The sequence below is a fragment of the Streptomyces sp. NRRL S-244 genome (assembly GCF_000717915.1).
Classification (GTDB): domain Bacteria; phylum Actinomycetota; class Actinomycetes; order Streptomycetales; family Streptomycetaceae; genus Streptomyces.
Map to the genome: position 1 here is coordinate 296,610 of NZ_JOCX01000008.1, position 11,559 is coordinate 308,168.

The 11,559-nt window shown below is 72.7% G+C and carries 9 protein-coding genes; 3 read left to right on the forward strand and 6 right to left on the reverse strand.

The features are described 5' to 3' along the window. Positions 1–59 precede the first annotated feature (59 nt). Complete coding sequence (locus IF02_RS0112405) at positions 60–950, forward strand: phosphatase PAP2 family protein (protein ID WP_078622049.1); 891 nt, start codon at positions 60–62, stop codon at positions 948–950. Here IF02_RS0112405 and IF02_RS0112410 read toward each other — a convergent pair. Both IF02_RS0112410 and IF02_RS0112415 read right to left on the reverse strand, forming a co-directional pair. After that, positions 947–2,530: an amidohydrolase gene (locus tag IF02_RS0112410; RefSeq protein WP_030156244.1), complete on the reverse strand. Its 1,584-nt coding sequence runs from the start codon at positions 2,528–2,530 to the stop codon at positions 947–949. The two genes, IF02_RS0112405 and IF02_RS0112410, sit on opposite strands and share 4 nt — an antisense overlap. Beyond that, positions 2,452–4,011 carry an APC family permease gene (locus tag IF02_RS0112415; protein WP_030156245.1) on the reverse strand — a complete coding sequence of 520 codons (1,560 nt, stop codon included), beginning with the start codon at positions 4,009–4,011 and terminating at the stop codon, positions 2,452–2,454. Before IF02_RS0112415 ends, IF02_RS0112410 begins: the two co-directional genes overlap by 79 nt. Before the next feature lie 111 nt (positions 4,012–4,122). Between IF02_RS0112415 and IF02_RS0112420 the strand changes: the two genes are divergently transcribed. Continuing rightward, positions 4,123–4,728 carry a TetR/AcrR family transcriptional regulator gene (locus tag IF02_RS0112420; RefSeq protein ID WP_030156247.1) on the forward strand — a complete coding sequence of 202 codons (606 nt, stop codon included), beginning with the start codon at positions 4,123–4,125 and terminating at the stop codon, positions 4,726–4,728. 36 nt (positions 4,729–4,764) lie between these two features. Here IF02_RS0112420 and IF02_RS0112425 read toward each other — a convergent pair whose 3' ends face one another. Both IF02_RS0112425 and IF02_RS0112430 read right to left on the reverse strand, forming a co-directional pair. Beyond that, positions 4,765–5,022, reverse strand: coding sequence for a DUF397 domain-containing protein (locus IF02_RS0112425; RefSeq protein WP_030156249.1), 258 nt, complete (start codon positions 5,020–5,022; stop codon positions 4,765–4,767). Further along, positions 5,019–5,867, reverse strand: coding sequence for a helix-turn-helix domain-containing protein (locus IF02_RS0112430; protein WP_106977272.1), 849 nt, complete (start codon positions 5,865–5,867; stop codon positions 5,019–5,021). Before IF02_RS0112430 ends, IF02_RS0112425 begins: the two co-directional genes overlap by 4 nt. Before the next feature lie 344 nt (positions 5,868–6,211). On the opposite strand from IF02_RS0112430, the gene IF02_RS0112435 reads away from it, so the two are divergent. Next, on the forward strand, positions 6,212–7,048 hold the full coding sequence (locus IF02_RS0112435; protein ID WP_051696164.1) for a hypothetical protein: 837 nt from the start codon (positions 6,212–6,214) through the stop codon (positions 7,046–7,048). A gap of 13 nt (positions 7,049–7,061) precedes the next feature. On the opposite strand, the gene IF02_RS0112440 is transcribed toward IF02_RS0112435, so the two are convergent. Next, positions 7,062–7,802 (reverse strand): hypothetical protein, encoded by a 741-nt coding sequence (locus IF02_RS0112440; protein ID WP_030156254.1) that lies wholly within the window; start codon positions 7,800–7,802, stop codon positions 7,062–7,064. A 186-nt stretch (positions 7,803–7,988) separates the two neighbouring features. Further along, complete coding sequence (locus tag IF02_RS0112445; protein WP_030156256.1) at positions 7,989–10,985, reverse strand: bifunctional [glutamine synthetase] adenylyltransferase/[glutamine synthetase]-adenylyl-L-tyrosine phosphorylase; 2,997 nt, start codon at positions 10,983–10,985, stop codon at positions 7,989–7,991. Between the last annotated feature and the right edge of the window lie 574 nt (positions 10,986–11,559).

Here is an 11,559-nt window from a genome sequence, read left to right on the forward strand (position 1 = left end):
CCCGAGACCCTCCCGAGGGATGATCGAAGGCGAGATCGCATCTGGCAGACTCTTTCCCCATGGGTGAATCGAGCGTGAAGACACTGGAAACCCGGACGGAAGTCTCGTCACCCCACGTGACCGAGGGTGAGGCCCGTCCGGGGGCTCAGCGCGCTCTCCTGTCCCGGCTGCGCGCCCCGCGCCGGCCGCGGATCTGGTTCGAGATCCTGCTCATCGGGGTCAGTTACTGGACCTACTCGCTCATCCGCAACGCCGTGCCCGAGCAGAAGGCGGACGCCCTCGCGAACGCCGACTGGCTGTGGGACCTGGAACGGACCCTCGGCATCGCGGTCGAGCAGTCGGTCAACCACGCCGTCAACTCGGTGACGTGGCTGATCGTCGGCATGAACTACTACTACGCCACGCTCCACTTCGTCGTGACCATCGGCGTCCTGGTGTGGATCTACCGTTTCCATCCGGGGCGTTACGCGGCCACGCGGATGGTCCTCTTCGCCACCACGGGCGTGGCCCTGCTCGGCTACTACTTCTTCCCGCTCGCGCCGCCCCGGCTGATGAACGGGCAGAGCTTCGTCGACACCGTGCTGGTCCACCACACCTGGGGCTCCATGGCCTCCGGCAACCTCAAGCACATGTCGAACCAGTACGCGGCCATGCCCTCCATGCACATAGGGTGGTCGCTCTGGTGCGGACTGACGATCTTCGCGGTCGCCTCCGCCCCCTGGGCCCGGATCCTGGGCCTGCTCTACCCGGTGGCCACCCTCGTGGTCATCGTGGCCACCGCCAACCACTTCTGGCTGGACGCCGCGGGCGGCATGCTCTGCCTCGCGTTCGGATACACGGTCTCGCGCGGCTGGTACGGCTCGCTGCCGCACCGGCTGCCGCGCGAGCCCGAGGAGACGGGCCCGCATCCGGCCTCGGCCGCCCTGCTGAACCGGTTCCGCAAGGCCTAGAACTCCCTGCCGTACGTGATCCGGCCGCCCGACATCGTGAGCCGGATCGGGGCCTCGGCCAGCTCGTCCGGGGCGGTGTCCACGGGGTCGAGCGCGAACGCCGTCAGGTCCGCCCGGAAGCCGGCCGCGATCCGGCCCGCCACCCGCTGCTCCCCCGCCGCGAGCGCGGCGTGCGAGGTCATGCCCTCCAGGGCCATCAGCCCCGTCAGGGCGGGCCCGCCGGAGGCCGCGCCCAGCGGGCTGCGGGCGATGGCCAGGACCCGGCGGGCGTCGTGGTGGGCGATGGGCCAGTCGGAGCCCAGTGCCAGCACGGCCCCCGCGTCGCGCAGGTCCCGGCAGCGCCAGGCCCGGGCCGCCCGGTCCGCGCCCAGCCGCTTCGACCACTCGTCGCTGTGGTCGGCCCGGGTGTACGCGGTGTGCGGCGGCTGCATCGAGGCGATCACCCCGAGCTCCGCGAACCGCTTCAACTGGCCGTCGGGGACGGTCTCGATGTGCTCGATCCGGTGCCGCATCCGGGCGCGGGCGCCCAGCGAGGCCACCGTGTCCAGGACGTGGCGGACCGCCGCGTCGCCGATGGCGTGGGTCGCGGTGCGCACCCCGGCCGCGTCGAGGGTCCGTACGGCCGCCGAGTAGGCCTCGGGATCGGGCCAGAAGGCGTCCGTGCCCCGGCCGTGGCAGTCGGCGTGCTCCAGCCAGGCGGTGCCTCCCTCGACGGTGCCGTCCATGAAGAACTTCACGCCGCCGACCTGCCAGTGGCGGCCGCGCAGCCCCTGGAGCCCGATCAGCTCCGCCAGCTCCTGCGGGGTCGCGCCCGGCATGCACCAGGGCGCCAGGTTCAGCCGCAGCGGCAGGTCGCCGTCGTACTCGACGCCGGAGAGCAGGGCCGGTACGTCGCCGTCGCCGAGGTCCATGACGTGGGCCCCGGTGAGGCCGGTGGCGGCCATCTCGCCGAGCAGGGCGGTGAGCCGGCCGCGCCGCTCGGCCGCCGAGGGCTTCGGGGCGAGGACGCCGACCAGGGCCATCGCCGCGTGCTCGACGAGGTGGCCGGTCGGGCGGCCGTCCGGATCGCAGACGATCTCCGAGCGCTGGTCGAACGTACGCGGGCCGGTGATGCCCGCGGCGTCCAGGGCCGCGCCGGAGGCGAGGGCGGAGTGGCCGTCGTACAGGCGCAGGAAGGCGGGGGCTCCGGCCAGGGCCTCCTCGATCAGCGCCTTGTCGACGGGGCGGCCGCCGAAGGCGTTGTGGTCGAGGCCGTGGCCGAGGACCCAGCCGGCCGGGCGCGGGGCGGTGCGCAGGGCGGCCCGGAGCTGGTCGAGGTCCCGGACGGCCGAGAGGTCGGTTCCGGTGGCCATCTCGATGCCCCAGACGGGGTGGCTGTGGGCGTCGGTCAGGCCGGGGGTGAGGGTGGCGCCGCCGAGGTCGAGCACCTCGGTGGCGGGGCCGCGCCAGTCGCGTACGTCGGCCTCGTCGCCGACGGCGAGGATCTCGCCGCCGCGGACGGCTACCGCGCGGGCCTCGGGGCGGCCGGGGTCGAGGGTACGGACGCGGGCTCCGGTGAGGACGGTGTCGGCAGCGGGCACGGCTCTTCTCCTTGGGAGGCTTCGGCGGGTCCTTGAGGGGCTTCGGCGGGCTCGGCGGCGAATCGGGCGTAGGTCTCGGGGCGGCGGGTCTTCAGGCGCTGCGCGAGCCCGAGCCCGGCCAGGAACACGGCGGGGACGAGGGCGACGAGGACGGTGTTCACGGTGGTGGAGGCCATGGTGAACAGGTCCACCTTGGAGACGACGAGGCAGATCGCGAGGGCCAGCAGGGCGGCTGCGGTCACGGGCGCGACCACGGTCCGCCAGGGGCCCTCGGCGTGCGCGATGCGCCGGAAGTAGACGGGTACGGCGATCGCGGCGAGCAGCATCAGCGCCATGAGCCCGATCATGCCGGGCGTGTTCACCCAGAGCAGCAGTTGCTGGTACGGGTCGGCCCCGGCCAGCGCGAAGGCGAGGACGATCACGAATCCGAGGGCGGTCTGGGCGAGCCCTGCGAGGTACGGGGAGCGGTGGCGCGGGTGGACCCGGCCGAGGGCGGCGGGCAGTACGCCCTCCTCGGCGAGGGCGAGCGCGTAGCGGTTGATGGCGTTGTGGAAGGCGAGGAGGGAGGCGATGACGCTGGTGACGATGAACAGGTGCATGAGGTCGGCCGCCCAGGGGCCGACGTACGTGGTGATCGCGGCGAAGAAGAGGCCGCCGGGGTCCGCGCCTGCGGCGGCGACCACTTCCTCGGCGCCGAAGGCCTGGATGACGGTCCAGACGATGAAGGCGTAGAAGAGGCCGAGGAAGGCGACGGCGATGTAGGTGGCGCGCGGGATGGTCCGGTCGGGGTCGCGGGCCTCGCGGCGGTAGATGACGGTGGACTCGAAGCCGGTGAACGCGGCGAAGGCGAAGGCCAGGACGGCCGCGGTACCGGGGACGAGGACCGCGCCGGGGGCGAAGGAGCCGGCGGACAGCCCGTGCGCGCCGCCCTTGATCAGGACTCCGGCGGCGAGCAGGACGAGTATCCCGGTCTCGGCGACGAGCAGGACGCCGAGCACCTTGGCGCCGAAGTCGATGGAGCGGAAGCCGCCGTACCAGATGAGGGCGAGGCCGGCGAGGGAGACGGGCAGCCAGGGGACGTCGAGGCCGCCGAGGGCGTGGGCGGTGTCGGCGGTGGTGGTGCCGAGGAGGCCGTAGACCCCGATCTCCATGCCGTTGTAGCCGACGAGGGCGAGCAGGGCGGCGCCGATGCCGACGCGCTTGCCGAGGCCGCGGGTGATGTACGCGTAGAAGGCGCCGGCGCTGCGGACGTGGCGGCTCATGGTGGTGAACCCGACGGCGAAGACGGCGAGGGTCAGCCCGGCGAGCAGGTACCCGGCGGGGGCGCCGATCCCGCCGAGCAGGATCGCGACGGGGGCCACTCCGGCCATGACGGTGAGCGGGGCGGCGGCGGAGACGACGAAGAAGGAGATGTCGGCGGTACCGAGCGCCGCGCTGTGCAGGGCGGGTCTGTCCGTCGGCGGTTCCGGCGTTTCGGGCATGCGGAGGCACCCTTCGGGGAGACCGAAACCTAAAGGCTTTCGGTTCTTCGGTTCGCGGCAATGTAGCCTCCGGTTTTGGCGTACGGGAAGACCTCACGGCGGGAGAAACCGATGGCACGGCCGCGCACCCCACTCCTCGACCGGGAGCGGATCGCCGCGACCGCACTGCAACTGGTCGAGGAGCAGGGCGAGTTCAGCGTCCCTCAGATCGCCCGGGCGCTCGGCGTGCAGACCGGGTCGGTGTACCACCACGTGGACGGCCGGGCGGGGGTGGTGGAGCTGGTGCGGGAGCTCGTGTGCGACCGGATCGCGGGCGAGACGCTGGACCTGGAGCCGTGGGACCGGGCCCTGGAGGCGTGGGCGCGCTCGTACCGGGCCGCCTTCGCGGCCTCGCCGCAGGTCATCCCGCTGCTGATGACCACGCCGGTGCGGGCCCCGCGGGTGCTGGCGCAGTACGAGCGCGCGGTCGCCATGCTGCTGGCGGCGGGTTTCGCCCGTGGCCGGGTCATGCCGCTGCTGACGGCGCTGGAGAACCTGGTCCTCGGCTCGGCCCTGGACCTGGCAGCCCCCGAGGCCATGTGGGAGCCGTCACCGGACACCCCGCTGCTCGCGCAGGCCCTGACGGCCGTCGGCCCGGGCCGCGCGGACGCCGCGTTCGACCTGGGCCTGGCCGCCTTCCTGACGTACGCCCGCACCCTGCGGGGCGAACCGGCCTGAGGAGTCGGCCGGCGGGGACGGCCGAACCCGGTGTTCTCAGGCGGTCGCGTACGTGACGAAGCCGTCCCAGGCGGCCGGGGTGACGGCCAGGCGGGCGCCCTCGGGCCGCTTGGAGTCCCGGACGAGGACAGTCCCGGGGGTCCGGGCGACCTCGATGCAGTCGGCTCCGTCGGCGGTGCTGTAGCTGCTCTTGGTCCAGGCGACCTCGATGCAGTCGTTGCTGCTGCTCGCACTGTAGCTACTCTTCACCCACTCCAGTGCGGAAAGGTCGCCGACCGAGGGCTTGATGCTCATGTCTCTCCCAGCACTTTCTCGATGAAGGCTCTCGACTGCCGCGGGTTGAGAGCCTGTGAACGGATGATCCCATACCGGAGTTCGAGGATCTGGATCTCCTTCGCACTGGTGATCAGGCGACTCATCAGCTGCGCCTCGACGTACCCGATCGTAGAACCGTTCCTGAGCTTCAAGACATCGATCTGTCCGCCCATCCCTGCGTGATCCTCGCAGTCCATCGGCATCACCTGGATCTCAACGTTGCGGAGTCGACCGACGTCGAGCAGGTGCTCCAACTGCCTTCGCAGGACGTCCCGTCCGCCGATCCTCCGCTCCAGCGTGACCTGCTCCAGCACGAAGGTCAGCGCGGGTGACGGCCGCCGGTGGAAGATCTCCTGTCGTGCCATGCGGGCGGCCACATAGCGCTCCACTTCGTCCGACGAGAAGGCCGGCCGTCGGATCTCGTACAGCGCCCGCGCGTACTCCTCGGTCTGTAGCAGTCCGTGGAGGTTGTGGTTCCCGTACGCGCCAAGCTCAACCGCCTCGGATTCCAACTTGGCCAGATCCCGAACCTTCTTGGGGTAATGCGCCTTTTCGACGTCCTCCTTCATCGCGGCGATCTTTCCGCCCGCGCCAAGGACCTCATCCGCCTTCTCCAGGTACTCCGGACGCGGAATGCGGGTGCCACTCTCGATCTTGCGGGTCAGATCCGCCCCGTAGCCCATCTGTTCAGCGAAAGTGGATCGGTCGAGTCCGGCCGCCTCCCGCCAAATTTTCACCTGGCGTCCCACCGCCGCGACGACTGCTCCTGATTCGTCCTCCGGGTCGAGTGCCCAGCTCGACTCATCGGTGCCCTCTGCGCTCACTGCCACCTCCGTTGGCCTGCAACTCCCGTCAGGCTACGCACGGATGACAGCAACAAGGCGCGAGAACGGGAAAGTCCGATTTCACCGGATCGAGGGTTCCACGACCCGGTGGAGCGATAACCGGTGACGCTCGACATCTAAAGACAAACAACCGGGGGAAATGACCTCTCCTCACCTCCCCCTCCCCTCTCACTCGGACGGGTGAATCACCCCAACCCGACTGGCGCATATGCCAATCCGTCGGGCACGCTGGCCCCCGACAACCCCATAAACGCAATTCGGCCCTCGCACGGGACGCCAATCCCGCCGAGGGCCTGACCAAGAGAAGGCTAGAGCCCCTTCCCATGGCTGATCAGCAGTTTAGCGCGCCCACGCGCGCCTCGTCGGGCATCCGACACATCAACCACGACCACCGCCGCGGCTACGTCAAGATCGGCAACCACCTCGCCCAGCACCGCGAGTTGAGCATGTCGGCAATCGGTCTGGCCACGCACATCCAGTCCCTCCCGACGGGCGCGAAGGTCACCATCAAGGCCCTCGCCGATCGCTTCCCCGAGGGCGAGGTCCGCATCGCCGCCACCCTGCGCGAGCTGGAGGAACACGGTTACCTGGCCCGCTACCGCGAAAGGCTCCCCACCGGTCAGATCGTGACCTGCACGGTCTCGTACAACAACCCGCCCGCGAGGTCGACGCAGGAAATCCGCGAGCCGTACGTCCCGGCAACCGCCGCACCCGAGCCGGAGTCGGCCGACACCCCGGAACCGGCCCCCGAAACCGCCCCGGCCGCCTCCGGAGCCGAGCTCCAAGCCCGGGAACTGCTGGCCCGGTTGCGGCTGCGCGATCCGCGGCTGGTGCTGTCCGAGCGGGACACCGTACGGCTGGCGCCCGCCGCGGCGGTGTGGCTGGAGCGGGGGCTGGCCCCGAGCGCCGTCGCCGCCGCCCTGACCCGCTCGCTGCCGGTGGTGCCGGTCCATTCCCCCGCTGCGCTGCTCGCCCACCGCCTGCGCGAGCTGGTGCCGCCCCGGCTGCCGGAGCCCGGGGCGGCAGGCTCCGTACCCCCGGACCGCGAAGTGCATCCGCTGCGCACGTGCGACGGCTGCGACCGCGCGTTCCGCTCCCCCGTCCCGGGCCGCTGCCGCGGCTGCCGCCCGCCGACGGGATCGGCGGCGGCAGCCGCTTAGGCAGCGGCCGGCCTCACCTCAGGTGTCGGGTGAAGAACTGGGCCGCCGCTTCCCCCGCGAACTGCGGGACGCCGCTGTGCCCGCCGAGATGGGCGTGCAGGGACTTCTCCTCGGAGCCGAAGGCGTCGAACAGGTCCAGGGCCGCCTGCCGCTCGTTCCCTTCGTCGTCCCACTGCAGCAGGACGTGCAGCGGAATGGTGACCTGCCGGGCCTCCTCGAACATGGCGCGAGGCACGAAACTCCCGGCGAACAGAACGGCCGCCGAGATGCGGGGCTCGACCACCGCCAGCCGGATGCCGATGGAGATCACTCCCCCCGAGTACCCGACCGGTCCGCCGATCTCGGGCAGCGAAAGGAGGGCGTCCAGGGCGGCCTGCCATTCCGGGACCGCCTTGTCGACCAGCGGGAGGACGAGGGCGTCGACGATCTCGTCGCCGACCGGCTCGCCGGCCTCCATCGCCCGGCGCAAGTCGGCGCGGGCCTGGTCGACGGCGGGCCAGCGGGGCCGATCGCCGCTTCCGGGGAGCTCGATGGTGGCCGTGGCGAAGCCCTCCGCCGCGGAGTGCCGGGCCCGGGCCACCAGTCGGGGGTGCATCCTTCGCAGCCCGAGGGGAGGGTGGCCGAGCAGGATCAGTGGCGCCGGTGCGGATGCGGATGCCGATGCGGGTGTCCACAGGATGCCGGGGATCTCGCCGAGGGCGAATTCGCGTTCGAGGACGCCGTCGTCGAGGCGCTGCTCTGAAGTGAAATGCATGGTCGTGCCTTTCGGGAGTGCACTGGAACGGCGCTCCCGGACGACCTGCCTATCGCCCGACCGTGACCCCGGAGGGGAGCACCCATGTCGATACTGCGTTCACGGGTACCACCTCCTCGTTCTCTCGCACGGCCTCCGGAAAGGTAACAGCGGCCGCGGTGGCCCGCCAAACGAATTTCCCCGTTCTCAGGCTCCGTAGAAGAGGTCGTCCACGACCGCTCGGGCGCGGCGCGTGATGCGGCGGTAGTCGTCGAGCAGTTCGCCGACCGTGCCCTCCGCGTAGCCGAGGTAGCGGCCGACGGCGGCCAGTTCCCGGGCCTCCGAGGGGAAGGTGTCCCCGGCGCGGCCGCGGACCAGCATCACCGCGTTGCGGACCCGGGTGGCCAGTACCCAGGCCTCGTCCAGGATCTGCGCCTCCTCGGTCGGGATCAGCCCGGCCGCGTGGGCGGCGGCCAGAGCCTCGCGGGTCCGGGTGGTGCGCAGGCCGGGCTCCGACCAGGCGTGCCGCATCTGGATCAGCTGGACGGTCCACTCGACGTCGCTGAGGCCGCCGCGGCCCAGCTTGGTGTGGAGCGTGGGGTCGGCGCCGCGCGGGAGGCGCTCGGACTCCATGCGGGCCTTCAGGCGGCGGATCTCGCGGACCGCGTCCTCGCCGAGGCCCTCCATCGGGTAGCGCAGCGGGTCGATCAGCTCGATGAAGCGGGCGCCGATCTCGGCGTCGCCCGCGACCGGTTCGGCGCGCAGCAGGGCCTGGCTCTCCCAGGTCAGGGACCAGCGCCGGTAGTACGCGGCGTACGAGGACAGCGTACGGACCAGGGGGCCGGAGCGGCCCTCCGGGCGCAGGTCGGCGTCGATGAGCAGCGGCGGGTCGGCGGTGGGGAGTTGGAGGAGCCTGCGCATTTCGGCGATGACGGTCTGGGCGGCCTTCGCGGCCTCCTGTTCGTCGACGCCCTCGCGGGGTTCGTGGACGAACAGGACGTCGGCGTCGGATCCGTAGCCGAGCTCGTGGCCGCCGAACCGGCCGACGCCGATGATCGCGAAGCGGGTGGGCAGGACCTCGCCCCAGTGGTGGCGGACTGCGGCGCGCAGGGCTCCGGCGATGGTGGCGGCGGTGAGGTCGGAGACGGCGCTGCCGACCCGGTCCACGAGGGCTCCGGGGTCCTCCTCGGCCGGGCTGTCCTCCGTACCGTACGAGCGGATGATGTCGGCGGCGGCCGTACGGAACAGCTCGCGGCGGCGGACCCCGCGGGCGGCGGCGACGCCGGCCTCGGCGCTTTCGGCGCGCCCGACGGCGGCGAGCACCTCCTGCTCCAGGGCCTCGTGCGTACGGGGTCCGAGGCCTTCGGGGTCGCCGAGCAGGGCGACGGCCTCGGGGGCGCGCATCAGCAGGTCGGGGGCGAGCCGGCCGGCGGACAGGACGCGGGCCAGGTTCTCGGCGGCGGCGCCCTCGTCGCGCAGGAGGCGCAGGTACCAGGGGGTCTTGCCGAGGGCGTCGGAGACCTTGCGGAAGTTCAGCAGGCCGGCGTCCGGGTCGGCGGAGTCGGCGAACCAGCCGAGCATGACCGGGAGCAGGGTGCGCTGGATGGCGGCCTTGCGGGTGACGCCGGAGGCGAGGGCTTCGAGGTGGCGCAGGGCCGAGGCCGGGTCGGCGTAGCCGAGGGCTTCGAGGCGCTGGCCGGCGGCGCGCGGGGAGAGCCGGGCCTCGCCGGGGGCGAGCTGGGCGACGGCGTCGAGGAGCGGCCGGTAGAAGAGCTTCTCGTGCAGGCGCCGGACCACGGAGGCGTGGCGGCGCCAGGCCTTGTTGAGCTCGACGACGGGCTCGGTGCGCAGGCCCAGGGAGCGGCCGAGGCGGCGCAGGTCGGCCTCGTCCTCGGGGACGAGGTGGGTGCGGCGCAGCCGGTGGAGCTGGATGCGGTGCTCCATGGCGCGCAGGAACCGGTACGCGTCGTTCAGCTGGGCGGCGTCGGTACGGCCCACGTATCCGCCGGCGGCGAGGGCGTGCAGGGCGTCGAGGGTGGAGCCGGAGTGCAGGCCTGCGTCGCTGCGGCCGTGGACGAGCTGGAGCAGCTGGACGGCGAACTCGACGTCGCGCAGGCCGCCGGGGCCGAGCTTGAGCTCGCGGTCGACCTGGGCGGCGGGGATGTTGTCGACGACGCGGCGGCGCATCTTCTGGACGTCGGCGACGAAGTTCTCGCGTTCGGCGGCCTGCCAGACGAGGGGCGTTATGGCGTCGATGTACTGGGCGCCGAGGTCCGGGTCGCCGGCGACGGCGCGGGCCTTGAGGAGGGCCTGGAACTCCCAGGTCTTGGCCCAGCGCTGGTAGTAGGCGAGGTGGGAGGCGAGGGTGCGGACGAGGGGGCCGTTGCGGCCCTCGGGGCGCAGGTTGGCGTCGACGGGCCAGATGGTGCCCTCGATGGTGGTCTCGGAGCAGATCCGCATGAGGTGGGAGGCGAGGCGGGTGGCGGCCTGGACGGCCTTGCCCTCGTCGGCGCCGCCGGGTCCGGCCGGTGCGTCCCCGACGAAGATGACGTCGACGTCGGAGACGTAATTGAGCTCGTTGCCGCCGCACTTGCCCATCGCGATGACGGCGAGCCGGCAGGCGGCGGCGTCCTCGGGGGCGGCGGCCGAGGCGATGCGCAGGGCGGCACGGAGGGTGGCGGTGGCGAGGTCGGCGAGCTCGGCGGCGGTCTGGGCGACGTCGATGGTGCCGCAGACGTCGCGGGCGGCGATGGAGAGCAGGCAGCGGCGGTAGGCGACGCGCAGGGCGATAGGGTCGTGGGCCTGCGCGAGCCCCTGCTCGAACTCGGCGAGCCCGGGGTGCAGATCGGCGGCCTCGTACGTCACCAGCGCGTGCCAGTCGCGGGGGTGGCGGGCGAGGTGGTCGGCGAGCGCCTCGGAGGCGCCGAGCACGCCGAGGAGGCGGTCGCGCAGCGGCTTGGCGCTGACCAGGGTGTCGAGGAGTACGGGCCGCTCGTCCCCGCTCTGCGCCTCGGCGAGCCGGACGAGCCCGAGGAGGGCGAGATCGGGATCGGCGGTGGCCCCGAGGGCGTCGAGGAGCACCGGATCGGTGCGTACGGAGGCCAGCGCGTCGGAGTCGAGCAGCCGGGCGGCGGCCGAGGGGTCGGTGAAGCCGCTGCGCAGCAGCCGCATGAAGGTACTGCTCCTGCGTCCCGGGACTGTCATCCCGCCGCCTCCCGCGTACGTCGCCGTCGCCGCCACTGGCGGAGCGTGCCTGGGGTGAGCCTATCCGGAGCAGGCGTTCGACTCACGGCGTGGCCGAGCACGTACCATGATCCCGCTTATCGGATTATCTGTATACATTCGGACCCTGTGCCCTCCCTCCGGGCCGCTCCCGCCCAACGGCCCGAAGGACCCGCATGCCCGAAGGACACCCCACGCCGCCGGACGGGCCGTGGCCGGGCGGCCCGGGTGGCCCGGGCGGGGGCCCGTCGCAGCCGTGGTCAGGGGCGCCGGGCGGGGACCTGTCGCAGCCGTGGCACGGCGCCCAGGGCGGGGGCCCGTCGCAGCCGTGGCCGGAGGCGCCGGGCGGGGGCCCGGACCGGCCTTCGTCGGGGGCGCCCGGCGGGGGGCGCGCCTCCCGCCGTTCCGGCGCCGCCCAAGCCCCGGCACCCGGCGGCCGCCGCGCCGCGCGGCGTGCGCGTACCGCCGAGGCCTCGGGGCGCCGGGGCGCACGGAGCGCGCGGGCTCGGGGCCGGGTCGGCCGGTTCGGCCGGTTCGTGAAAGGGGTCGCCGGCCT

Bases quoted from the DNA above. Each gene is read 5' to 3' on its own strand.
- IF02_RS0112415 (WP_030156245.1), bottom strand. From the start codon at position 4,011: ATGCCCGAAACGCCGGAACCGCCGACGGACAGACCCGCCCTGCACAGC.
- IF02_RS0112420 (WP_030156247.1), top strand. From the start codon at position 4,123: ATGGCACGGCCGCGCACCCCACTCCTCGACCGGGAGCGGATCGCCGCG.
- IF02_RS0112405 (WP_078622049.1), top strand. From the start codon at position 60: ATGGGTGAATCGAGCGTGAAGACACTGGAAACCCGGACGGAAGTCTCG.
- IF02_RS0112425 (WP_030156249.1), bottom strand. From the start codon at position 5,022: ATGAGCATCAAGCCCTCGGTCGGCGACCTTTCCGCACTGGAGTGGGTG.
- IF02_RS0112440 (WP_030156254.1), bottom strand. From the start codon at position 7,802: ATGCATTTCACTTCAGAGCAGCGCCTCGACGACGGCGTCCTCGAACGC.
- IF02_RS0112435 (WP_051696164.1), top strand. From the start codon at position 6,212: ATGGCTGATCAGCAGTTTAGCGCGCCCACGCGCGCCTCGTCGGGCATC.
- IF02_RS0112445 (WP_030156256.1), bottom strand. From the start codon at position 10,985: ATGACAGTCCCGGGACGCAGGAGCAGTACCTTCATGCGGCTGCTGCGC.